This is a genomic window from Butyrivibrio sp. AE2032, from assembly GCF_000702965.1.
This window is the reverse complement of sequence record NZ_JNLF01000005.1, coordinates 912,501-936,502: the sequence shown is the minus strand read 5'-3', so window position 1 is coordinate 936,502 and position 24,002 is coordinate 912,501. Positions and strand designations below refer to the sequence as shown.

Sequence of the window (24,002 nt, the reverse complement as noted above, 5' to 3'; positions counted from 1 at the left end):
AGCAGAACTCATTAAGAGCCCCGGGGATTATGTTTAAGTACTCCAAGAACAGTTTTTTCGGAAGATTGAAGCTCAGCAAAAAGTTTCTTCTGATGTATATTTTCGGCGTCATTCTTCCTCTTGTCATAACAGACGTATTCCTTTTGAGATCCATTTACGAGGCGGAACTCAAGAACCAGTACTACTACAGGGAGACTGCGATCGACGCATATTCGAACTATTTCGAGAATCTCCTGAATTACGATACGACGGTCGCTTCGTCGATCGACCTCAACAATACCCTGAACACGTTCATGAACAGGCTTTATGAAAAGCCATCCGATTACTACAAGAGCTACATCGATACGATCTCCAATTCATTCTTCTCGACGCTGACCGATTACAACCGCGACAGGATCGTAATATATGTCGACAACAAGTCCATGATCAACGGAAACTATTTCCATCACCTCTCTGATGCCAACGATGAGAGATGGTATCAGGAGTTTATAGCCAGCGGTGATAATCTCGGCGTCTATGCTTATTACGATTATGAACCGGTCGTAAGGACAATGGACCAGAAGCGTTTCATCTATGTAAGAAGGATGACCAATACAAAGACGCCGGTCGAAAAGATCGTAACGATAGAGCACAGGAGCTGGAGGATCACGGAAGAACTTGCCGACATTCCCGTAAACTGCACGATGTTTGTATGCTGCGGAGATTATCTCGTCTATCCGAGCCAGGACAGCTTCAACGACTACCAGAAGCTAATGGAGAAGATCGCGAACGAGCCTTACGTAACGGTAAGGCAGGTCCCGATGTTCGGCAACACCTTTACCATCTATGCAGTCACCGAAAACCTTACCGTCACCGAGGTAATGAAGAACAACATTCCCGTAACCCTGTTGTTATTTGTTGTCACTCTCATTATTCCGATCCTTCTGATGAAACTGCTCGAAAAGTCCATCACAGAGCGTATCACCGTTCTCGGAAAAGCTTTCGGTGAAGGCGGAAACGAGATCCTGCAGCCGATCAAGGAGATAAAAGGCTCAGACGAGATCTCGAACCTCATGCACAACTACAACAGGATCGTTGAGATCAATAACGAACTCACTCAGACTATTTACAAGGACAAGCTCCGCGAGCAGGAGATCGATATCGCGCGAAAGAATGCCGAGCTCCTGGCGCTGCAGAGCCAGATCAATCCGCACTTTCTTTTCAACGCTCTCGAGAGTATCCGCATGCACAGTATCTTAAAGGGAGAGACAGAGACCGCCGAGATGGTCCAGAGGCTCGCGGTAATGCAGAGACAGAACGTTGAGTGGCACGAGGATGCCGTCACCATCGAGGAGGAAGAGGAATTCATCGATGCTTACCTCCAGCTCCAGAGCTACAGGTTCGGCGACAGGATATCTTTCGACATCGACATCAGCGAGGACTGCAAGAGGATCCTGATCCCGAAGCTTACACTGGTTACATTCGTTGAGAACGCCTGCGTGCACGGCATCGAGTCCAAATCCTCGCAGGGCTGGATCTTCGTCAGGGTCTATAACTCTGACGATCAGGTAGTGATCGAAGTCGAGGATACGGGAGACGGAATGGATGAGGAAGAGGCCGAACTCCTGCAGCAGAGGATGAATAATGTTACCATTGATACGATAAAGAAGGCGAAGCACGTCGGTATCCTGAATGCCTGTCTCAGGATCAAGATGATGTTCAAGGACAAAGCCAGGTTCTCGATAGAGAGCGAGAAGGGCATCGGAATGAGCGTCATCATTATGATACCGTCAGATATGATCACAAAGGCTTGACTCGAGGTGGACTATGCTAAAAGTAATGCTTGTTGACGACGAACCGTATATCCTTCAGGGACTTCAGGTCATTATCGACTGGGAGGGCGAGGGATTTGAGATCGCTGCCGTCTGCTCCAACGGAAAAGAAGCTTTAAGATATCTTACCGAGAATCACGTCGATCTCGTGATCTCGGATATCAGGATGCCTGAGATGACGGGTCTGGAGCTTCTTGAGACCGTCAAGAAAGATAAGGTTACTGATGCCGAATTCGTCCTGCTCACGGGATATGATGATTTTGCCTACACGCAGAAGGCCATCAGATACGGATGCTGCGATTACATCTTAAAGCCGGTCGAGGAAGAGGAGCTTATATCGGTCCTCCGCAAGGTGTCGAACCGCAATCAGGAATCCATCGTTCTTCGAAAGGACAGGGAGAAGATGGAGGACGCATATCTTGCCAGGGTTATAAGACATCTGGTCAAAGGCAAGTTCACCGGGGAAGAAGTCGATTACATCAACAAGCACGTCCAGATCTCGGGAAGCCTCAGGTTTATATACATAGAATTGATAAACAGGGAAGCCGGAGTCGATGAGGAGGATCCGGATGACATGAGCGTCATCCAGAGGCAGCTCTTTAACGCGTGCCGAGAGATATTGAAGGAATACGCGAACAACTTCACTATGGATATCTCCTATGATGAGGAGAATTATAATATCGGTTTCATATACTGCGAGACGATGGCAGAGATGCGCGACATGAACGAGACGGAGTTCCTGAATGCTTTTATAAGGAAGATCGAGCTGCTCATCATGAAACCGGTAAGGATGCTTTGCGGACAGCTCGTTCAGAATATCTCGGATCTGGCGCTCTCTTATGTCACCTGCAGAAGGCTCAAGAGCATCACCGGTTTCCACAATACCAAGAAACTGTATTTCTATGAGGAGACAGAGGAGAACCAGGGTGCGGTAAGAGGGTTCGTGCTCTGTAAAAATACGATCGACGAGATAATCGACTCCATCGTAAAGAACGATCCCGCGCTCATTGAATCCGGCGTCGAGAAACTCTATGAGGAGCTCAGGGGCAAGGAAGGGAACAACAGGGCATTTGACCTCAACATCAATTATCTTTTGTTCCAGCTGATCCACCTTGCGAGCGAACTCGATGATACCGTTAACCAGGAGGAGATCATCCAGTACATTTCAGACAGGGCGTCGGAGGGAGTCTTCCTCAGGGGAAGCCACCAGCACTTAAAGAAGTTCGCACTGGAATATGCATCTTACCTCGCGGAACTCCGGAAGAGCATATCGCACGGCATACTCGCCGAAGTCGAAGCGGAGATAAGGGAGAACTTTGCGGAGAACATCAGTCTGAAGGATCTGGGTGACAAATATCACATCAACAGTTCTTACTTAGGACAGATATTCAGGAAGAAATACGGGATGTCTTTCAAAAATTACCTGACAAATTACAGGATCAAGGAAGCGGCCAGACAGATAATCACTACCGACGAGAAGATAAACCGCATAGCGGAGAACGTCGGATACAAGGACAGTGACTATTTTATCCGTAAATTCATTGAGATCATGGGGTGTACGCCCTCCAAGTACCGTAAGACCAACAGGGGTGCCTGACCTGAACCAAGTGCTTAATCGTAGCCCTGCCTCTTTGTGCAGTATGCACAAAGAGGCAGGGTCGTTTTTGTCTATAGATGTTAAAAGTATTGCATTTTTGTTGAGTTTATCAGTTGTTTAGTTAGACTTTTTCGGGTTGTGGCAAAAATGGGGCAAACATATAATCTAATTGCTAAATACTCGTTTTTAGCGAGAATCTAATTCGGGAGGTCTAGTAATGAAGACTAAGAAAATCGTTACATTGATCCTTGCATCAATGCTTGCGGTATCATCTCTTGCTGCATGCTCCAATGGCGGTGGAACTGGCGCTACTGACGCTACTACCGGTGCCGGCGGTGAGACACAGGCAACAAGCGGTGAGAAGGAAATCGTTGATTTCACGATGTTCGCTGCAATGTCCGGTAAAGAGAAGGACGCAAACAACGACATCCAGGAGATCATCGCTCAGAAGACTGGTGTCCGTGTTAAGGAGACATGGCTCACAGGTCAGGACGCAGGCGAAGCTATCGGCTCCATCATCGCATCAGGTAAGCTCCCTGATCTCATCGATGGCGGCGACGGTTCCGTTACACTCTATGAGAACGGTTTGCTTGTAGCTTGGGATGACTATCTTGAGAAGTATCCTAACCTCAAGGAAATGTACACAGACGAAGAGTGGGATAAGTTCCGTATGGACGACGGCCACATTTATTGGGCTAACGTTTTCGGTAACTCCTACAATCACATCAACACAGCAACAGGTCAGAACGGTGAGGCTTTCTGGATCCAGGTTCGTGTTCTTGAGTGGGCTAACTATCCTAAGATCGAGACTCTTGATGAATACTTCAAGCTCCTCGAGGATTATGCAGCTGCTAACCCGGAACTTCCGGATGGAACACCTGTAATCCCTTACACATGTCTCTGCGAAGACTGGAAGTATTACTGCCTTGAGAACGCTCCTATGTTCCTCGACGGTTATCCGAACGACGGTTGCTGCATCGTTAACATCGACGCAGGTATGGACAAGCCGAAGGTTGTTGACTACAACACAACCGATACAGCTAAGATGTATTTCAAGAAGTTGAACGAAGAGTACGCTAAGGGCGCTATCGATCCTGACTTCGCTACACAGACATACGACGAGTATATTGCTAAGCTTTCTACAGGTCGTGTACTTGGTCTCTGCGATCAGTATTGGGATTTCGCTTACAACATCATGGGACCCTTCGCTTCTCCTCTCCAGGCTACAGATGGCACTGAGTTCCGTCTCGATCAGCTCGGATGCGACTATGTACCTCTCGGCCTCGTTGCTAAGAAGGGCATGAGCCAGCAGTGGCACTCTTATGACGACGAGCTCAACCAGTCTTCTGGTTGCGCAGTTACAACAAGCTGCAAGGATCCGGATCTCGCATTCGCATTCCTCAGCGCTCTCCTCGATCAGGACATCCACGATCTCCGTTTCTGGGGTATAGAAGGTGTTGACTATCTCGTAGACGAGAACGGTCTCTACTACAGAACAGAAGAAATGAGAGAGAACTGGAAGAGCGACAGCTACAAGGCTAAGCACACATGTGAATACTCATACTGCCCTCAGTGGATGGGTATGAGCAGAGACGGCATCAACAGAATGCAGCCCGGTGAGCAGCCTTCTGAGTTCGTTCTCGGCCTTGCTGAACCTCTTAAGAAGTGCTTCGACGCTTACGGCGTTGGTACTTACGTTGAGTTCCTCGATTCCGAGAAGGTTGTCAACGCTCCTTGGTATCCTCTCTGGTCTTGGTCAAACAGCATCTCTTCTGACACTCCTGGTGGTGTTGCTTGGAAGAAGATGGGCGAGACAAAGCACCTCTGGCTCCCTACAGTTGTTATGAGTAAGGATTTCGAGTCCGATTGGGCCGCTTACCAGGCAGCTTACGCTGAGTGCGAACCTGAGAAGTTCCTCGAAGAGGCTCAGGCTGAGGTTAACAAGAGACTTGAGACAGCACAGTCTTACGGCTGGACGCCTAACTGAGTCTAAGGTTGATGAGTAATTAATCGTGTGGTGGCGACCATGGCAAATGCAACTATGGTTGCCACCACTTTTAATAGGAGCTAAACATGGAGATCTCGACTTCCAAATCGAAGAAACAAAAACCGGTTGATATCGACAAGCCGAAGCTCACTGTCAAGGAATTCAAGAGACAGTGGATACTTGTTGTAATCAGCGCCATATATATTATCTATGGCATCATCTTCTATTATCTGCCTCTCGTAGGCTGGATCATTGCTTTTCAGGACTTCAAATATAACAAAGGAATCAGTGGCTCAAAGTGGGTCGGTTTTAAAAAATTCCAGTTCCTTTTCCATGATAAGACGTTCCTGATGGTAATCAGAAACACTTTCTGTATGGGTGCTCTTAACTTAATCTTCAGCACCGTTGTTGCTATCGCGTTCGCTATCCTCTTGAATGAGGTCAAGAATAAGTATTTTAAGAAGTCTATCCAGACTATTTCATATCTTCCTCACTTTCTTTCATGGATCATCGTAGTTGCCATCGTTCACGATGCACTTACGTCCACAGGTATCATCAACGACATCCTTCTGAGATTGCATATCGTTGATACCGCTTTCCCGTTCCTTGCAAGACCGGAGTGGTTCTGGCCCATCGTTACATTAAGTAACCTTTGGAAAGAAACAGGTTGGAATGCAATTATCTATCTTGCAGCGATCACTTCCATCGATCCCTGCCTCTATGAGTCAGCTTCGATCGACGGCGCAGGACGTTTCCAGAAGATGCTTTATGTAACTCTTCCCGGTCTCCGTCCTACGATCATGATCCTTCTCTTGATGAACATCGGTAACGTGCTTAACGCAGGCTTCGAGCTTCAGTACCTCCTCGGTAACGGACTTGTACAGAACGTTTCAAGAACGATCGACATCTACGTCCTCGACTGGGCACTCGACGCTCGTAACCTTGACTATTCACTCGGTACCGCAGCAGGTATCTTCAAGACCGTCGTTTCAATGACGTTTATCGTAGTTTCCAACTACATCGCCAAGAAGAAGGGCGATGAGCGTCTGTTCTAATGGAAAGGGGTGAATGATCATGGCAGATATTCAGCAAGTCTCTTTTGAGAGAATCAAACACAAGAAGAAAATGGCAACGGAGGATCTCATCTTTACGATCCTCAATACGACCTTCCTCGTATTGTTCGCAGTCGTAACGCTCTATCCTGTTATCAACACGTTGGCTTATTCCTTCAACGAAGGTAACGACGCCGTACGTGGCGGAATCTACTTCCTGCCCCGTAAGTGGTCCTGGAGAAACTACGAAGAGATCCTCTTCGAAAGACCCGGTATCCGCGTCGGTGCAAAGATCACGGTATTGAGAACCATTATCGGTACACTTACCTCACTGGCAGCAAACGCATTGCTTTCCTACATCCTGAGCCGTAAGAAGTTCCTGTTCAAGTCAGGCGTATCCCTCTTCTGGATCATCACGATGTATGCTTCCGGCGGTATGATCCCGGTACTGATCCTCTTCAGATACCTCCATCTCACATCCAGCTTCTGGGTATACGTTATCCCCGGCATGGTAAGCGCATTCAACGTAATGGTCATGAGAACTTACATGCTCGGTATTCCGGATTCACTCGAAGAAGCTGCACAGCTCGAGGGTGCAGGCTACATGAGAGTCTTCGTAAGCATCATAACCCCGCTGTGTAAGCCGGTTTATGCTACGATTGCTCTGTTCGTCGCCGTATATCACTGGAACTCCTGGTTCGACGCAATGCTGTACAACAGATTCGATCCCCAGTACACGACGCTCCAGTACGAGCTCATGAAACTCCTGGATTCCGTTTCTGCTACAACAGGCGCTACGTCCGGAGCCGCAATGACAGCCGCTACAGCTAATACCATCACACCTATCACGGTAAGAGCCGCAGCTTCCATTGCAACAATGGCACCTATCATCGCTCTGTATCCTTTCTTGCAGAGATACTTCGTTACCGGTCTCACGATCGGTGGTGTTAAGGAATAATCCTTATACATTCTTGTTAAGATCTTGGGGCTGCTCTTTAAAGGGGCAGCCCCAATTTATCAAGGGATAAGATTTTTCGGGCACAGGTCCGGATTTGATGTAGAATAGTAAAGTTCCGGAGGTCAGGGCATCCTGCGCCCGGATTTCGAATATATAAACAGGTCGGTAAAAATGAACATATTAAAACCAGACAGTCCGGTAATGGACTTTATCAGCACCATAGCGGATCTGATCATCCTCAATCTGCTCTTCATAATCTGCAGCATCCCGATAGTCACGTTCGGAGCCGCATATTCCGCAAAGTATTATGTTGCGATGAAGATAATAAGAGGAGAGGGAACGGGAGTCTTCATTCCGTTCTTCAAATCCTTCAAGCGGAATTTCAAACAGTCCACGATCGTCTGGATAATCATGCTCGTTGCCATAGCCCTGATAGTCCTTGACTGGCGCTGGATAATCTACAGCGGCTGGGCTGAGACCCCTCTGCTCTATAAGATCGGCATCATCGTGTTCAGCATCTTCGTATTCCTCATGACGATCGCGATCTTCCCGACGATCGCAAGATATGAGATGAAGACTACAGAACTCTTTAAGGCAGCCCTGATCTTCGTCATAATCAAGTTCATACCCCTGATCCTGATCGCGGCTCTCATGATCGGATCAGTCATCGCTTGCCTCTGGTATGCCCAGTGGTTCCCGCTCATATATGTATTCTGTTCAACGACGATAACGTACTTCCTCTGCATCGTCTTCATCAAGCAGTTCGACAAACTCGAAAAGAGCCAGGCCGAGAAGCTCAAGGCGCTGAAGGAGTCCGTCGAGTACGATCCCGAACTCGATGCCGCAGGCAATATCTCCCTTGCAAGTTCCAAGAAAGAAGTCAAGGAACTCGAGAAGGAACTCGAAAAGCCCGATGCCGAGAAGGATAAGTCAGGCAACAAGGTCACGAGATTCTTCAGGGAGGAAAAACAGAAGCTCGCAGGCCTTACCGCAAAGCAGAAGGCAGGTTATCTCGCACAGTACTACCTGCCCGGAACCATAATGGTTTTGCTACTGGCCGGCGCTGTTACCTGGTACGGAATCGATATTTACAAGTCCAACATGAGAGTCCTTGGCGGCGGACAGATCAACTGCCAGGTCTCGGATGAAGGCCGTAAATACGCTACAGACGGATTCCTCTCATGGGGCGGATACAATAAGGCCAGAACGGCGCTCCTTGCAGACAACAAGGATATGGACTTCACGAGCGAATTCGAATATGAACAGAAGTACCTTGAGGTTGCTTTCAGGGCTTCCATCGTCACAGGCCAGTACGATTACATGATCATGAGAGAGGATGCGGTATACGCATATTCGACTCCCGATTATTTCCAGGATATGCGCCAGCTCGTCAACATGGAAAATTTCTCCGAAGATGATTTCTACTACTATGAAGAGACTGACGAGGAGAAGGCAAAGAGCTCTCAGGGCATTTCGCTCAGGGACATCTTCAACATGGGTGAGGAAGAAGAGGAAGGTCCCGTACCTCTGGCTCTGAAACTGTCCGACGAGATCGAGCAGAAGCTCGGACTCGATGAACAGTACGATTACTACATCGCATTTGCATATTCGACAAAGGCATCGGGAAACAACGATTATCTGAAGTTTATCGAGTACCTCTTCGGCAAGTGCTGATGCAGATGCTTGACTTTATACGAACGCCCTAATATAATTTTACGGTTTAATTAAGATTGTCGTATTATGCGCTGCCGCCAGAAACGCGGGTGTGCAACTGAAAAACAACAACAGTCCGGAGGATTTATATTATGGCAAAGATGACTTTTCAGCCTAAGAAAAGACAGAGAGCAAAGGTTCATGGCTTCAGAGCAAGAATGGAGACCGCTAACGGCCGCAAGGTTATTGCTGCAAGAAGAGCTAAAGGCAGAAAGAGACTCGCAGTCTGATAAAAGGACTGCAGTCGCATTCTCGCTTTGAAATCGGTAGCGCTCAGATTCAACTTTGAATTTAACAGGGTTTACCGGTACGGGAGATTCGCAACCGGCAGATACCTGTCGGTTCACGTGCTTAAAAGAAGAGAAGGGACCACGCAGAGCGGTTATAAAGTAGATCCGGCATTAAGACGCACGGGCTTTTGTGCAAACAAAAAAGAGCTCGGCGCAGTCGGAAGGAACCGTGCAAGGCGCCTTATGAGGGAATCTTACAGGAAACTGGAGGACAGGCTTCCTCAAGGATACGATTACGTTTTCACGCTGAAGGCTAAGGGCGGTATCCCTGAATTCTCGGAAATCAGCACAGATATGGGGAAGTGTCTTGCAAGGCTCGATCTTTTGGATGGAGAGTCCGTATGATCCGTAAAGCCGTAATAGGGATGGTTCGCTGGTATCAGAAGCATATTTCTCCGCATATGGGGCCTCACTGCAAGTATCAGCCGACGTGTTCGCAGTACATGATCGACGCAGTGACGAAGTACGGCGTTATAAAAGGCGGTCTCATGGGTATTTGGCGTATATTGCGATGCAATCCTTTCTCAAAAGGCGGATACGATCCCGTCAGATAATCTAAACACGTTATTTATTAGCAAACCGGAGAACAATAATGGGAGACATTTTAGTTCAGTTATCGATCCTTGACCCGCTGTACACTTTGTTCGGCTGGCTTACCAGGGTCTTGTTCATCTTCTTCGGTAATTATGGTCTGGCCATCATCTTCCTTACCATAATCATCAGAGGAGCTCTTATCCCGCTCAACATCAGGTCGCAGAAGTCCATGCTCAAGATGCAGGCTTTGAGCGGCAAGCAGGCAGAACTGCAGCGTCAGTTCGGCGATGACAAGGAAGCTTATCAGGAAGCGCTGATGAAGATGCAGAAGGAGAACGGTGCAGGCGGTCTTTCGGGATGCCTTCTTCCTTTCCTTCAGTTGTTCTTCATCTGGCCTATCTACCGTATCGTCAGCGGACCTTTGATCTACCTTTCACAGGTAAGCAAAGAGAATATCCAGTCCATGATCGATCTCGGAAAGAGAATGGGCGAGAACGGTATCCTCACAGGCAATGTTTCTCCTGAGATCCACATCAACCTCATTAAGGCGCTGAACGAGAATGCACAGTTCCTCAATGAGTGTATCAATCAGAAACTCATCAGTCTCGATCAGATGATCGACCTCCACTTCCTCGGAATGGATCTCACGGTAACTCCCGCATGGAATCCCCTTGAGATCGCAAAGGATCCCGCAACTTACGTTCCGATGCTCCTGATCCCGCTGCTCGTTGTTGTCACCAACATCGTCGTGATGCAGCTTTCCAAGATCATGAAGCCGGGCTGGAAGGAAGAGGAAGAAGCAAAGAAGCGTGCCAAGCTCAACAAGGCTATGTCAGGTCAGGCCGGAGATAAGGGCAGCGCCGAGGACATCACACAGAACTCCATGAAGATGATGAACTGGATGATGCCTATCCTCATGCTCGTTACGACATTCACGATGCCTGCTGCAATGGGCCTTTACTGGATCATCTCCGGACTCATGAGCATCATCACGAGCGTTATCGTCTACTATCTCTTCACAAAGCCTTACGAAGCAAAGAAGGCTGAGATCGAGGCAAAGAAAGACGCCGTATTCAAGAAGAGCGGCAAGGCCAAGCTCGCCGGTGTTGATGCGGAAGTCGACGTTGACGACAAGAAGAATAAGAAAAAGAACAAGAACAAGAAGAACGACATCGAATAATTTTGGCTCGAAGGAGGCCTTTGACATATGGAAAAGACAGTAATCAAAACAGGCGCAACAGTTGATGAAGCAATCGAGGCAGCTCTTTCCGAGCTCGGATGCACAAAGGAACAGGCAACTGTCGAAGTTATAGAAGAAGGCACTGAAGGCGGCTTCCTCGGTTTGGGAAGAAAGGACGCTGAGGTCAAGGTTACATTCAATTCAGAGGAAGCAGCAGAGGAGACATCATCTTCTGCAGAATCTGACGATACATACTACGGTGACGACGAGAGCTTTGAAGGCGACGCAGTAAGCGAAGCAGAAGACGCAGCTGCAAATTTTGTAGCTGAAGTCCTCTCCGGCATCGGCATCCACGGCAACATGGATTCCTACAGGGAAGACGATACCATCTACATCTCCGTAACCGGTTCTGACTGCGGTGCAGCCATCGGACGTCACGGTGAGACACTTGAGGCTATCTCTTACATGACAAACCTCATCGCCAACAAGCACAGTGAGCAGAGAGTTCACGTTTATCTCGATGTCGGCGGATACAGAAAGCACAGAGAGCAGGTCATCAAAGGCCTCGCTGACAAGGCTGTTACCAGAGTAAGACGTTCCGGCCGCAAGGTTGTCATGGAAGCCATGAGCCCTGCAGAGAGAAGGATCGTTCACTCTTATCTCCAGGATGTCCCCGGTGTTTCCACACACAGTGAAGGCGTCGAGCCCAACAGATGTGTCGTTGTAACACCCGTGGAAAAGAAGTAATCAGCTGATAATCTTTTAAATTTTTACGCGGGCATATTTCGATGTATTCGTATGATGACGAACCTATCTGCGCCTGCTCCACGCCGGCCGGAATCTCAGGAATAGCGGTTATCCGCATCTCGGGTAACGGCTGTGGAAAGCTTGCCGATAAATGTTCCGTCATCGTAAGGAGCAGCGGAGATTATAAAAAGCTCTCTGAGCTTCCCGGATACACATGCGCATTCGGTTATGTAAAGGACCCTTCAAACGACGTGAAGGTCGATGAGGTTATCTTCACGCGCTTTGAGGCACCGCATTCCTATACGGGTGAAGAGATGGTCGAGATATCCTCGCACGGCTCAGGAGCCGTCAAGCAGGAGATCTTAAAATGTCTCGGTATGTCCGGGATCAGGATGGCATATCCGGGCGAGTTTTCGAGACGCGCCTTCATTAACGGCAAGATGAGCCTTGCTTCGGCAGAGGCGGTCATGGATGTCATCAATTCCGAGACCGAAAGACAGCTCGAAGCAGCCGGAAGCCTTATGTCCGGCAAGCTCGCCGAAGAGATAAATACGATCGAGCAGAACCTCTATGACCAGGCTGCTATGCTCGAGACATTCACCGAATTCGACACCGAAGATCCTTCAGAGGAAGAATCCAAATTGGAGAAGGTCAAAGACGCTTTGAGCGACTGCCACGACAGGCTTACCGCCCTTTGCAAAGGTTACGGCAAGGGAAGGATATTGTCCGAGAGGCTCCGCGTGGCTCTCTTAGGACTCCCCAACAGCGGCAAGAGCACTCTCCTTAATACTCTCACAGGTTTTGACAGGGCAATCGTTACAGAGGTTGCCGGAACGACGAGAGACACCATAGAAGTCCAGATAAATATCAACGGTATTCCCGTTACGCTTATAGATACCGCAGGCATCCGTGAGACTGAAGACATCATCGAGTCAATGGGCATCGGCAGGGCAATAGAAGCTGGCAGAGGCGCTGACATGATCTTCTACATGATACCGCCCGACATGGATGCGGACGAAGTGTTTGTCGGTGTTTTTGACCTGAGAGAAGACTGTGATTCCATTACCGCTGTATTTACAAAGAGCGATGCCGGCGAGAACCCTGAACGGAAAGAGATCGAAGAGCAGCTCAAGACGCTGGGCATTACCGATTTCATCTCGATAAGCGCCGAAGAGGGACTCAACATCGACAAGTTAGAAGATGCGATCGTCGATTACTATAACGAACTCGGAGGCGGTGCTTCCGAAGGACTTCTCATCACGAACAGCAGACATTATTCAAAGTTCAGCAAGGCATGTAAAAAACTCGCCCTCGCGCTGGACGCGTTAGATAACGGTCTCGGCACGGAAGTGTGCGCATCCGCTTTAAGAGCGTGCCTTGACGAGATCGGCGAGGTTACCGGCAAGACGGTATCCGCAACGCTCGCGGACACGATATTCTCAAGATTCTGCATAGGTAAGTAAATGACTATCCGTGAAGCTTTAGAGTTGGAAAGAAGCTTTGAAGCGGGAACATTCGATGTTGCCGTCGTAGGAGCAGGGCATGCCGGATGCGAGGCGTCTCACGCCGCGGCAAAGCTCGGTCTTAACACGATACTCTTTACGCTCTCTCTGGACAGCCTCGCAAACCTTCCGTGCAACCCGAGTATCGGAGGCACGTCAAAGGGACAGCTCGTAAGAGAGATAGATGCGCTGGGCGGAATCATGGGGATAATGGCGGACAAATGCGCGGTCCAGATGAGGATGCTCAACCGTTCGAAAGGCCCCGCCGTTTATTCGCCGAGAGCGCAGGAAGACCGAGCTATGTATTCGATCGAGATGAAGCATTATCTCGAGAACCTTCCGAACCTCACTTTAAAACAGGCACACATTACCGCGCTCCTTACCGATGAGGATGGCAATGCCGCAGGCGTAATGACCGAAGGCAGGGCCGTCTACAGGGCAGGAGCCGTAGTCATATGTTCCGGTACATACATGGAAGCCCGCATAATCAGAGGGGAAGTTATTACTGAGAGCGGTCCGGACGGACTGCCGAGATCGGTGGGCCTTTCCTCTTCACTGGGTTCACTCGGCATACCCCTCTTAAGGTTCAAGACCGGAACACCAGTAAGAGTAAATTCCAATTCCGTTGATTTCTCACAGATGACGAGACAGGACGGTGAGGACGATATCCCGCCTTTCTCGTACAGGAACGAGATGGAGGGAAAATTCCCCGCGCCCGTTGACGAACAGATACCGTGCTGGTCGGTATGGACCACGGAAGAGACCAGAAAAGTCATAGCGGACAACATGGACAGGTCGCCTCTTTACAGCGGCGAGATCAAGGGCATAGGTCCCAGATACTGTCCTTCGATAGAAGACAAGTTCATGCGTTTCAAGGATAAGACGAGACATCAGATCTTCGTCGAACCCATGGGGCGCCATACTAATGAGATGTATCTGCAGGGGTTCTCAACGAGCCTTCCCGAAGAGATACAGGAAAAGATGGTAAAGTCACTGCCGGGACTTTCGAACGCGAGGATACAGAGAGCGGCGTATGCCATCGAGTACGATCTTGTCGATCCTTTATCTTTGAAGGCTTCGCTCGAATCGAAGATCGTGCCGGGGCTTTTCACCGCGGGACAGATAAACGGATCCTCAGGATATGAGGAAGCAGCCGCACAGGGCATCGTGGCAGGCATAAACGCGGCGATGAAACTGCTCGGAAGAGACGCGGTGATAATAGACAGATCACAGGGTTACATCGGAGTCCTCATAGACGATCTGGTTACCAAGGGAACTAATGAGCCGTACCGCATGATGACCTCACGCGCCGAATACAGGCTCTTCTTAAGACAGGACAATGCCGACGAGAGGCTTACTCCCATAGGTCATGAGATCGGACTCATTGAAGATGATGTTTTCGAAAAGTTCGAAGAAAAGGTCAAAGCGATAGCCGAAGAGACGGCAAGGCTCAGGAAGACTTATGTAGCTCCGACGGAAGAATTGGGAAAGCTCCTCGACACATGCAATCAGACGCTGCCGAAGTCAGGAGAGAGCCTGGCAGACCTCATCAAGCGCCCCGGCGTCACCTATGAGCTGCTTGCCCCGGTCGACAAAGACCGGAAACCGCTTCCGCGCAATGTTACGTTCGCCTGTGAGACTGACATAAAATACGAAGGCTACATGTCTCTTGAGAAGGAAAAGATCGAGAAGTTCAAGAACCTGGAGAAGATAAGGATACCTGAAGACATAGATTATTCCCGCATAAAGGGACTGAGGCTCGAAGCCACGCAGAAGCTTGCGAAGATGAGACCCGAGAACGTCGGCAGGGCCTCGAGGATATCCGGAGTGTCGCCCGCGGACTGCGAAGTCCTCCTGGTATATCTCGAACAGCAGAGAAGGAGACAGAATAATGGCTGACGGCTTGTTCCACAAGAGAAAACCGCTTACCAAGGATGATATCAGGCGCCTTAAGGAGACTCTCCCGAAGAAGGTGGAGATTAGTTCCGAAGGGACAAAGATTACTGAGAAGACGGATGCGGATGATGCCGCCAAGGCTGAAACTTCATCTGACGTCGCACCCATCCTCGAGAACCGTTCGGATGAGATAAGCGTTCCTCTTTCGGCCGAGGAGATAAGGTCATTCCAGATCTATGCCTCCATGCTCAAGGAAAAGAACAAGGTGATGAACCTCACAGCCGTCGATGACGACGAAGGCATCGCCATGAAGCATTTCATAGATTCACTTACGCTCTGCCCGTATATCAGGGAGGAAGAGGCGAAGGCCGGAGAAGGAAAGCAGCTGACGTTCATCGATGTGGGAACGGGTGCAGGCTTCCCGGGACTTCCGGTAAAGATATCATGCCCCGAGCTTGGCGTAACGCTCATGGATTCGCTCGAAAAGCGCCTCAAGTTCCTTGATGAGGTCATTACCGCACTGGGACTTCAGGACTGCTCTACGGTCCATTCCAGGGCCGAAGACGCGGGCAGGAACAAGAAGTACAGGGAAAAGTACGATATTGCCACCGCTAGAGCCGTCGCAAGGCTCTCGGTACTTGCCGAATACTGTCTGCCGCTGGTAAAGGTGGGCGGCGTATTCCTCGCCATGAAGGCACACTCGGAAGATGAGGAGACGGAAGCAGGCAAGGCCATAGCGCTCCTCGGAGGCACCATAGAGAAGACCGATACATTCAAGCTTCCCGGCACCGACATGGAAAGAACGATAATCGTCGTAAGGAAGATCCGCCCGACGCCCGCCAGGTTCCCGAGAAAAGCAGGCACTCCTTCAAAGACCCCCATAGTCTGATTTCAGGACAAATTTTGCCATATATTATAATATTATACGCGCGTGTGCGTTTTATTATGATATAATACTTTAGTTTGTAGATATTACATCTATATGACCAAGTAATTTGATTACCCGCAAAATGTGCTTTACTGCGGGCGGAGGCGACAAATGGCAAACAGCGACGACAAGAAACAGGCCAGGCTTCAACAGGAAGCCGAGATGGACGAAGTATTCAAGTCAGAACAAACAACTATAGTTCCGGTTGACTTAGACGGTGAGATGAAGAAGTCCTTCATCGACTACGCGATGTCGGTTATTTCCGACCGTGCGCTCCCCGATATCAGGGACGGTCTGAAGCCGGTTCACAGAAGGATCCTTTATTCGATGTTTACTCAGGGCTTCACCCCTGACAAGCCGTACCGTAAGTGCGCTACCACGATCGGTGACGTTTTGGGACGTTTCCATCCTCATGGAGACGCGTCTGTTTACGATGCTCTCGTAAGACTCGCACAGGATTTCTCATTGAGACATCCTCTGGTTGACGGTCACGGCAACTTCGGTTCACTCGACGGTGACCCGCCGGCTGCATACCGTTATACGGAGGCAAGACTTGAGAAGATCGCTCTCGAGATGATGAGGGATATCAACAAGAATACCGTTGATTTCCGTCCTAACTTCGACGAACACGAGATGGAGCCTGTATCGCTTCCTTCACGTTTCCCGAACTTCCTCGTAAACGGCGCCGTAGGTATCGCCGTAGGTATGGCTACGAATATCCCGCCTCACAATCTGGGCGAGGTAATCGACGGCTGCATCATGATGATGGATAACCCTGACGTTACCGTTGACGAACTCATGACGGTGGTAAAGGGACCTGACTTCCCGACCGGAGGCGCAATCCTCGGCACATCGGGCATCAGGGAGGCATATCTTACAGGTAAGGGCCGCATCATGGTACGTGCCCATGCCGAGATCGAAGAGCATGCAGGCAGGACGAGGATCATCATCCACGACATCCCTTATGCGGTCAACAAGGCAAGGCTCATCGAGCGCATGGCCGATCTCGTTAAGGAGAAGAAGGTCGAAGGTATCTCCGGATTGAGAGACGAGTCCGACCGTAACGAGCAGGTACGTATCGTTATCGAACTCAAGAAGGACGCCAACGCTGACGTTGTTCTCAACCAGCTCTACAAGAACTGCTCGCTCCAGGATGCCTGCTGCGCAAACATGCTCGCGCTCGTACCCGACGCGGACGGCAAGCTCGAGCCGAAGCTCGTAGGCCTGAGAGAAGCGCTGCATTACTACATAATGCACCAGGAAGACGTCGTTACACGCCGCACGCAGTATGATCTCGAGAAGGATGAGGCAAAGAAGCACATCGACGAAGGTCTCCTCATCGCGATGGATTACATCGACGAGATCATTGCCATCATCAGATCATCACGTACCGAGGCTGAGGCCAAGGTCCGCATGTGCGAGCGATTCGGTCTTACCGACAAGCAGGCACAGCATATCGTCGACATGAGACTCGGACGTCTCACGGGACTCGAGAGAGAGAAGCTCGAAGCAGAAATAAAGGCTCTCACCGAAGAGATCGAATACTTCCACAGAGTCCTTTCAGACAAGGATCTCCTTGACACGATCATCAAGGACGAGATGACGGAGATCAAGAACAAGTTCGCTACTCCGAGAGTCTCCGAGATCATCAACGGCTCTTTCGAGGATATCGATGACGAGTCGCTGATCGCTGAAGAGAACATCGTTGTAACTCTTACTCATTTCGGCTACATCAAGCGCCAGAGAGTTGATACATACAAGGCTCAGCACAGAGGCGGCAGAGGCATCTCCGGCCAGTCCACGAGAGAAGAGGACTATGTCGAGAAGATCATCACGACCACCACGCACAAGTTCCTGCTCTGCTTCACGAATACGGGACGTGTATTCAAGATCAAGGGCTACAAGATCCCCGAGACGACATCACGTTCGGCAAGAGGCACGGCGCTGGTCAATCTCCTGAACCTCAATGACGGAGAGACAATAAGGAACATCATCCCGATCGACAGCTTCGATGAAGAGGATCTCTACCTCACGATGGTCACCAAGTTCGGTGTCATCAAGAAGACTTCGATCGACAAATACGCAAACATCAACAGAAACGGCCTTATCGCCACAAAGATACGTGAGGGAGACAGCGTTGTTGCTGTTCAGCTCACGAAGGCGGGTCAGGAAGTCATCGTCGTATCCGCGGCTGGTAAGTCTGTCAGATTCAATTCCGACGATGCACGTGACATGGGCAGAGGCGCTACGGGCGTCAGAGCCATGAGGCTTGCCGATGACGACGAGGTCGTAGGCATGGAGCCCGTCGATCCCGCCCGTGAGATCCTCGTTATCTCCGAGAAGGGTTACGGAAAGAGATCCAGGATCGACGATTACCGCGTCCAGTCCAGAGGCGGTAAGGGCATCATCACATATAAGGTTTCCGAGAAGACCGGAAGACTCTGCGGTACGGTTTCCGTTACTGACGAAGACGATCTTCTCATCATCACGAGCCAGGGCGTCATCATCAGGGTAAGAGCTGATGAGATCCCGACGCTCTCCAGAGCCACTTCGGGCGTCAAGCTCATGAAGTCCAATGCTTCCGTTGTTGACTTTGCCCTCACCGACAGGGAAGAGGAGGAGCCGGAAGAAGAGGCTGAGGGAACGGAAGGTTCTCCGGAATCTCCTTCATCTGACGGCGGAGAAACCCCGGTTGTTACAGAAACCGGTGAAGAAGGTTTAAGCCCCAACGCCGAGAAGGTCCAGGCATTTGCGGATACGCTGGCGGCCGAGATAGAAGCAGACGGCATAGCGGCTCCGGCAGACGCTGAAGACGAAGACGGTTCGGGCAGCAACGACGAAGGTGACGATACCTGATGAACATTAAGAAATTAACAGTTTCCATGATAAGAACCGCGGCGGTAACCATCGCTGCGGCTCTTCTTGTTTTCTCGGCAGCAATGTTCCTGCTGCCCGCAAAGACCGTTTCCGCCGATGTCGGCCAGCCCGATATCCCGGTCCCGGCGCTGGGCGACGTTCACTGCGCTTCTTATTGCGTATACGACAAGACAACCGGTTATATCGTTATCAGCATGAATCCTGATGACCGTATCTATCCGGCTTCCATGACCAAGATAATGACATGCATGCTGAGTCTTGAATATCTCGATACTGCAGCAAAGATCACGGTCAACGCTTCGGCTCTCGCGGATCTCGATGCCGATTCATCCCTCATGGGTGTTCTCGAGGGCGAGAAGGTCAAGGTAAGCGAACTTCTTTACGGTCTGATGCTTCCTTCGGGAAATGATGCGGCAAACGCACTGGGCGAAGGATGCATCGAGGCATTCTTCCAAAAGTATCCGGCAGGAGGCTCCGCGGTAAACAAGGACGGAGTCAATGCGCAGTATCTTCTTGATACACTGAAGGATACACAGGACCACATCGTATCATCCAGAAAACTCGAGGCATTTGCGGTCCTCATGAACCTCAGAGCCGATACTTTGGGATGTAAGGGTACGCATTTCGTAAACGCGTGCGGACTTCCTGATGACAACCACTACACGACAGCCTATGACCTTGCGCTCATAATGGCGGCAGCATCAGAAAACCCTGATTTCAACACGCTCATCAGCGCGCCTTCACATGTTTTCGTTGCCACGAACAGGCACAAGGCTGACGCATGGAGCTACGTGAAAAATTCCAACTATCTGCTATACGATCCCTGGCTCGCTTCGAAAACAGCCAACGGCACGGATTCTCATCTTTCCGCCGTCATCGGAGGCAAGACGGGAACCACGTCACAGGCAGGCAAGGGTCTTACGATCTATACGGTAAATGAGAACGGTCACGAACTCATGATCTCCATCTGCGGTATACCGCAGGAGTACTACTTCTATACGACCATGTATCTTGCTTCGGTCACGGCATACGGCAATCTCGCGTGCTGGGAGTCCGATCCGGTCACGAGAGTATACGGTACCACGGGAGACTATAAGTATGTCAATGCTCCCGCATCCGAGCAGCCTCAGTTTGACCCGCTCATTAATCCCGGCGACGAACCCGACGGCTACGACCTCACGCAGCTTACGCCTTCTCCCACACCGGTTCCGGAACAGAATGAAGACGGTGACAGCGGTGACGGAAATACCGCGGGAACCCCTCTCGAACTCTTTGTTAAGCAAAATCCCGTAATTTCGGGTATCATCGGCGGCTTCATGCTGCTTATAATAGTATTGAACATTGTACTTTGGGTACGGATCAACCGCATCAAGCACGCTGCGGAGATAAAAGCTAAAAAGAAAGCGGGGAAGAAGAAAAGATGAGAATTAACGGCCGTAAGATCACAGCATCACTCCTTGCTGCTGCTGTCAGCATTGCGCTTTTCCCAAAGATCGTATCAGACGATACGGTTTATGCTCTGGCTTCCAAAAACATCAACAACACATGCCTCAGCACTTCAAAGATCGCCAACCCGACTGCTCCTTCTTCAGCAGGTGCCGCATGGAAAGGCAGCTATGTGTACTTCGGAAAATATGATGGTACACCCATCAAATTCCGCGTTCTTGGCAAAGCTGTTAACAGATTCGGTGTGGATTCACTGTTCCTGGACAGCGACCGCACATTGTATCAGGACTTTTTCGATGCCGATAAAGTGGCCAATGCGGGTGCGAAAAAAGCAAATGAATGGCAATACAGCGATCTTAAGACAGGTCTTAACGGAGACAAGTTCCTCAATAAGGCTGATGGCTTTACTGATCTGGAGAAGCAGGCTCTTTCATTGAACTATGTCAGTTCTTATGCTCTGACCGAGGGAACTTCGGGAAGTGGAAAAGTAGGTGCATGGTGCAAGGACAGGTACGGCTATTACACTGCGCTTAACGGAGAGAAGGTCTTTGTCATCGACGCGGAAGATATCTCGAACAGGGACTATGGTTATCACATCAGCGGCGGTAAAAATCATGCAAAGAATAATCTGGAAGGAAAGGCGGCAGGCTGGTGGCTTCGCAATTCGAGTAAAGATAACAACTACAGTGTAGCTTCTGTAGACAAATCCGGCACTTTCAACGTCACGACTACCAGTACAGCCGCCGTTCAAGTTGCTCCTGCGCTGAACGTCAACAAATACTGGGTGATCTTCTCCACACTCGTATCAGGCAAATTCAACACCGCCGGTGCGGAATACAAGCTCACGCTCGAGGATTCGGATATCACCATAGCTTTGCAGAGCGGACAGAATGCGAGCCTCAGCGGTTCCAAGATAACCGTTCCTTACACGGTATCGGGAATGAATTCCGGCAATGCGACACGTGTTTCAGTCCTTATCCTTGATGAGGCTTTCACTTACGGCAATACCAATAACGCAAACATTATCAGCTACGCGGAACTGGAAGGCACATATGCGAAGAATTCCGTGGGGAAATTCGACTTCCCGTCTTCTCTTTCTCTTATGACCTGGGGAACGGAATATCATGTCTATCTGCTTGCTGAGGATATAAACGGAGATAAGGAAACCGATTATGCGAGCCATCTCTACGAACTCAGTGCTCCCTCCACGATGCCGATGAACGGCTGGATCCAGGAAGGCACTGCATGGCACTACTATGATATGAGCGATACGCCTGTTACGGGCTGGAAGCAGATATCCGGTTCCTGGTATCTGTTCAACAGCGATGGCGACATGCTCAAAAAGTGGCAGCAAGTAGGAACTTCCTGGTACTATCTCGGAACCAACGGTAAGAGGGTTACAGGCTGGCAGCAGATCTCGGACAAGTGGTATTTCTTCGACAGCGAAGGAGTAATGAAGACAGGCTGGCAGCAGGTCGGAGGCAAGTGGTATTTCTTTGATGGCGAGGGAGCCATGAAGACAGGATGCTGGCAGCCGAACGGAAAAGCCTGGTACTACATCGGTAATGACGGAATTATGCTTACAGGCTGGCAGCAGATCGGCGGCATATGGTATTACTTCGGCACCGACGGAGCAATGAAGACAGGCTGGCAGCAGGTTTCCGGCAAGTGGTACTTCTTCGACGGCGAAGGCGCAATGAAGAAAGGCTGTTGGCAGCAGAACGGAAATAAATGGTACTACATCGGCAATGACGGATATGTACTTACAGGCTGGCAGAAGATCTCAGGCAAGTGGTACTACTTCGGAACTGACGGAGCAATGAAGACTGACTGGCAGCAGATATCCGGTGAATGGTATTACTTCGGCACTGACGGCATAATGAAGACGGGCTGGCAGAAGATAGGAAGTTATGACTATTTCTTCAAGAGCAACGGCATCATGGCTGCGAAAGAGTACTGCGACGGCTACTGGCTCGATCCCGACGGAAGGTGGATGTACAAGCCGAGAGCTTCCTGGAAGAAAGACGCAACGGGCTGGTATTTCCAGGATACCAAGGGATGGTTTGCCCAGGGCCAGACGCTGAAGATCGACGGCAAGAGCTATCACTTCAACAGTGCAGGATACTGTTCGAACCCTTAAACGTTTGATCAAAACATAATAATATGATGGGGCTGTCTCACTGAAAACGTGGGGCAGCCTCTTCTCATGATTGTGTGTGATTATCACGGCTGAACGGCGTGTATTTGAAAAATGGTACTAATGGGTGATTTTCAAATTATCATATAAAAATGATAATTAGGATATCGAATATCACATGATAACCAGAAAGGGGATCGAAATGAGATCATTCATAAACGGAAAGAAGATCGCTGCATCCGCTCTTGCGGCAGTGATGAGCATGGCATTTATCCCGCAGATCACGGGTGGCGTTGCGGTTTTCGCAGATGAGGCAAAGAATCAGGACAACACGTGTCTTGCGACTACGAAGCTCGCTTCCCCGGAACCATTGACCGGCAGCTTCTGGCAGGGCAGTTGGGCATATTTCGGAAAGGACAACAATTATCCGATAGAATTCAGAGTACTGGCGCCTTCGACCAAGAAGTTCGGAGGAAAGACGGTATTCATTGACAGCGTAAGGGGCCTTTTCACGGACAGCTTCGACAACAGGTCGGAAGGCTCCACGGCGTGGAACGGCAGTTCTCTTCAGGCAAAACTGAATGGCTCTTTTATGACGGAGACCTTTACAGATATCGAGAGGGAGGCGATCCCCGTAAGTTATCTTGAGGGTGGTGAAGATTATCCCGAAGGCTCATTTAACGCATACTACTACGGAAAAACAGTCGGGATCAACGACCGGATATTCCTTCTTGATGCAGGTGACGTCTCAAATCCCGAATACGGTTTTCCTGAAGATCCGGGGTGGACGACCCAAACCGATTGGAGCGGTACTCTGGAAAGGCACTTTGTCAGCAGGATCAAAGGTGGTGTTTCCTGGGAATACTGGCTCCGCACACCGCATGACGGTGTCAATGAGGCCGGTCTTGTAGGCGAATACGGCGAGCTGGCTTCCAGTGGACGGACTATATCTTACGGCGTTGCGCCGGCTCTGAACATAGACCTGTCCAGGATACTGTTCTCGACGGCTGTATCAGGAGAGATGGGCGCTATCGGCACGCGTTACGCATTCACTCTCTTTGACGGTGACATGGAGATCGTTCCGGGCAGTGTCACGACAGACGGAACCGGCATCAGCGTTTCGTATGAGGTAAAAGGAGATAGCGCGGGAAATGCGACAACCGCGTCTGTCCTGATCCTTGATAAAGAATACGACGCAAACGGGCCGGAAGGCACGGAGATCTTATATTACAGTGCGCTTTCAGGCTCTTTCGGCCTGAACAGCGGGGGAACATTCACGCTTCCTTCTACGCTTGATCTGTCAGGCTGGGGAACAGATTACTATGTGTATCTTTTAGCCGAAGACCG

At 49.9% G+C, this 24,002-nt stretch carries 18 protein-coding genes (1 of these 18 only partly in view); all 18 read left to right on the top strand.

Translation table 11 applies throughout. The annotated features are described in order from the left end of the window. Positions 1 to 29: 29 nt before the first annotated feature. The gene (locus BO18_RS21955) at positions 30 to 1,793 is read left to right on the top strand and encodes a sensor histidine kinase (RefSeq protein ID WP_051689051.1); all 1,764 of its coding nucleotides are present in this window, start codon (positions 30 to 32) and stop codon (positions 1,791 to 1,793) included. Between the two features lie 13 nt (positions 1,794 to 1,806). Next, positions 1,807 to 3,408: a response regulator transcription factor gene (locus BO18_RS21950; RefSeq protein ID WP_034449685.1), complete on the top strand. Its 1,602-nt coding sequence runs from the start codon at positions 1,807 to 1,809 to the stop codon at positions 3,406 to 3,408. A gap of 217 nt (positions 3,409 to 3,625) precedes the next feature. Next, entirely contained in the window at positions 3,626 to 5,395 is a 1,770-nt protein-coding gene (locus BO18_RS21945; RefSeq protein ID WP_034449683.1) for a sugar ABC transporter substrate-binding protein, read from the top strand. An 86-nt stretch (positions 5,396 to 5,481) separates the two neighbouring features. Beyond that, the gene (locus BO18_RS21940; protein ID WP_034449681.1) at positions 5,482 to 6,450 is read left to right on the top strand and encodes an ABC transporter permease; all 969 of its coding nucleotides are present in this window, start codon (positions 5,482 to 5,484) and stop codon (positions 6,448 to 6,450) included. Positions 6,451 to 6,469: 19 nt separating this feature from the next. Then, on the top strand, positions 6,470 to 7,405 hold the full coding sequence (locus BO18_RS21935) for a carbohydrate ABC transporter permease (RefSeq protein ID WP_034451571.1): 936 nt from the start codon (positions 6,470 to 6,472) through the stop codon (positions 7,403 to 7,405). A 171-nt stretch (positions 7,406 to 7,576) separates the two neighbouring features. Then, complete coding sequence (locus BO18_RS33335) at positions 7,577 to 9,079, top strand: YesL family protein (protein ID WP_051689050.1); 1,503 nt, start codon at positions 7,577 to 7,579, stop codon at positions 9,077 to 9,079. 131 nt (positions 9,080 to 9,210) lie between these two features. Further along, positions 9,211 to 9,348 carry a 50S ribosomal protein L34 gene (gene rpmH, locus BO18_RS21925; RefSeq protein WP_034449678.1) on the top strand — a complete coding sequence of 46 codons (138 nt, stop codon included), beginning with the start codon at positions 9,211 to 9,213 and terminating at the stop codon, positions 9,346 to 9,348. 27 nt (positions 9,349 to 9,375) lie between these two features. Further along, entirely contained in the window at positions 9,376 to 9,753 is a 378-nt protein-coding gene (rnpA, locus tag BO18_RS21920) for a ribonuclease P protein component (protein ID WP_185752546.1), read from the top strand. Beyond that, positions 9,750 to 9,962, top strand: a complete 213-nt coding sequence (yidD, locus tag BO18_RS21915; RefSeq protein WP_081861192.1) for a membrane protein insertion efficiency factor YidD — start codon at positions 9,750 to 9,752, stop codon at positions 9,960 to 9,962. Before rnpA ends, yidD begins: the two co-directional genes overlap by 4 nt. 38 nt (positions 9,963 to 10,000) lie before the next feature. Further along, the gene (locus BO18_RS21910; RefSeq protein WP_034449676.1) at positions 10,001 to 11,122 is read left to right on the top strand and encodes a YidC/Oxa1 family membrane protein insertase; all 1,122 of its coding nucleotides are present in this window, start codon (positions 10,001 to 10,003) and stop codon (positions 11,120 to 11,122) included. A 27-nt stretch (positions 11,123 to 11,149) separates the two neighbouring features. Next, positions 11,150 to 11,869: an RNA-binding cell elongation regulator Jag/EloR gene (gene jag, locus BO18_RS21905; RefSeq protein ID WP_034449673.1), complete on the top strand. Its 720-nt coding sequence runs from the start codon at positions 11,150 to 11,152 to the stop codon at positions 11,867 to 11,869. Between the two features lie 41 nt (positions 11,870 to 11,910). Further along, a complete protein-coding gene (mnmE, locus tag BO18_RS21900) occupies positions 11,911 to 13,332 on the top strand; it encodes a tRNA uridine-5-carboxymethylaminomethyl(34) synthesis GTPase MnmE (protein ID WP_034449671.1) in 1,422 nt (473 codons plus the stop codon). Beyond that, entirely contained in the window at positions 13,333 to 15,270 is a 1,938-nt protein-coding gene (gene mnmG, locus BO18_RS21895) for a tRNA uridine-5-carboxymethylaminomethyl(34) synthesis enzyme MnmG (RefSeq protein ID WP_051689048.1), read from the top strand. Continuing rightward, positions 15,263 to 16,156 (top strand): 16S rRNA (guanine(527)-N(7))-methyltransferase RsmG, encoded by an 894-nt coding sequence (gene rsmG, locus BO18_RS21890; RefSeq protein WP_081861191.1) that lies wholly within the window; start codon positions 15,263 to 15,265, stop codon positions 16,154 to 16,156. Before mnmG ends, rsmG begins: the two co-directional genes overlap by 8 nt. Before the next feature lie 201 nt (positions 16,157 to 16,357). After that, positions 16,358 to 19,051, top strand: a complete 2,694-nt coding sequence (gyrA, locus tag BO18_RS21885; RefSeq protein WP_081861301.1) for a DNA gyrase subunit A — start codon at positions 16,358 to 16,360, stop codon at positions 19,049 to 19,051. After that, positions 19,051 to 20,496, top strand: a complete 1,446-nt coding sequence (locus tag BO18_RS21880; protein WP_034449669.1) for a D-alanyl-D-alanine carboxypeptidase family protein — start codon at positions 19,051 to 19,053, stop codon at positions 20,494 to 20,496. Before gyrA ends, BO18_RS21880 begins: the two co-directional genes overlap by 1 nt. Continuing rightward, complete coding sequence (locus tag BO18_RS33330; RefSeq protein ID WP_051689047.1) at positions 20,493 to 22,658, top strand: N-acetylmuramoyl-L-alanine amidase family protein; 2,166 nt, start codon at positions 20,493 to 20,495, stop codon at positions 22,656 to 22,658. The genes BO18_RS21880 and BO18_RS33330 overlap by 4 nt, the downstream gene beginning before the upstream one ends. Positions 22,659 to 22,857: 199 nt before the next feature. After that, positions 22,858 to 24,002, top strand: partial view of a DUF6273 domain-containing protein gene (locus tag BO18_RS33325; protein ID WP_051689046.1) — the 5' portion only. Its footprint extends 985 nt past the window's final position; 1,145 of the gene's 2,130 nt are visible here — the first part of the coding sequence; it begins with the start codon at positions 22,858 to 22,860; its stop codon lies beyond the right edge, outside the window.

Bases quoted from the DNA above. Each gene is read 5' to 3' on its own strand.
- gyrA (WP_081861301.1), top strand. From the start codon at position 16,358: ATGGACGAAGTATTCAAGTCAGAACAAACAACTATAGTTCCGGTTGAC.
- rsmG (WP_081861191.1), top strand. From the start codon at position 15,263: ATGGCTGACGGCTTGTTCCACAAGAGAAAACCGCTTACCAAGGATGAT.
- BO18_RS33335 (WP_051689050.1), top strand. From the start codon at position 7,577: ATGAACATATTAAAACCAGACAGTCCGGTAATGGACTTTATCAGCACC.
- BO18_RS21955 (WP_051689051.1), top strand. From the start codon at position 30: ATGTTTAAGTACTCCAAGAACAGTTTTTTCGGAAGATTGAAGCTCAGC.
- BO18_RS21880 (WP_034449669.1), top strand. From the start codon at position 19,051: ATGAACATTAAGAAATTAACAGTTTCCATGATAAGAACCGCGGCGGTA.
- yidD (WP_081861192.1), top strand. From the start codon at position 9,750: ATGATCCGTAAAGCCGTAATAGGGATGGTTCGCTGGTATCAGAAGCAT.
- BO18_RS21950 (WP_034449685.1), top strand. From the start codon at position 1,807: ATGCTAAAAGTAATGCTTGTTGACGACGAACCGTATATCCTTCAGGGA.
- mnmE (WP_034449671.1), top strand. From the start codon at position 11,911: ATGTATTCGTATGATGACGAACCTATCTGCGCCTGCTCCACGCCGGCC.
- rpmH (WP_034449678.1), top strand. From the start codon at position 9,211: ATGGCAAAGATGACTTTTCAGCCTAAGAAAAGACAGAGAGCAAAGGTT.
- mnmG (WP_051689048.1), top strand. From the start codon at position 13,333: ATGACTATCCGTGAAGCTTTAGAGTTGGAAAGAAGCTTTGAAGCGGGA.
- BO18_RS21935 (WP_034451571.1), top strand. From the start codon at position 6,470: ATGGCAGATATTCAGCAAGTCTCTTTTGAGAGAATCAAACACAAGAAG.
- jag (WP_034449673.1), top strand. From the start codon at position 11,150: ATGGAAAAGACAGTAATCAAAACAGGCGCAACAGTTGATGAAGCAATC.
- BO18_RS21910 (WP_034449676.1), top strand. From the start codon at position 10,001: ATGGGAGACATTTTAGTTCAGTTATCGATCCTTGACCCGCTGTACACT.
- BO18_RS33330 (WP_051689047.1), top strand. From the start codon at position 20,493: ATGAGAATTAACGGCCGTAAGATCACAGCATCACTCCTTGCTGCTGCT.
- BO18_RS21940 (WP_034449681.1), top strand. From the start codon at position 5,482: ATGGAGATCTCGACTTCCAAATCGAAGAAACAAAAACCGGTTGATATC.
- BO18_RS21945 (WP_034449683.1), top strand. From the start codon at position 3,626: ATGAAGACTAAGAAAATCGTTACATTGATCCTTGCATCAATGCTTGCG.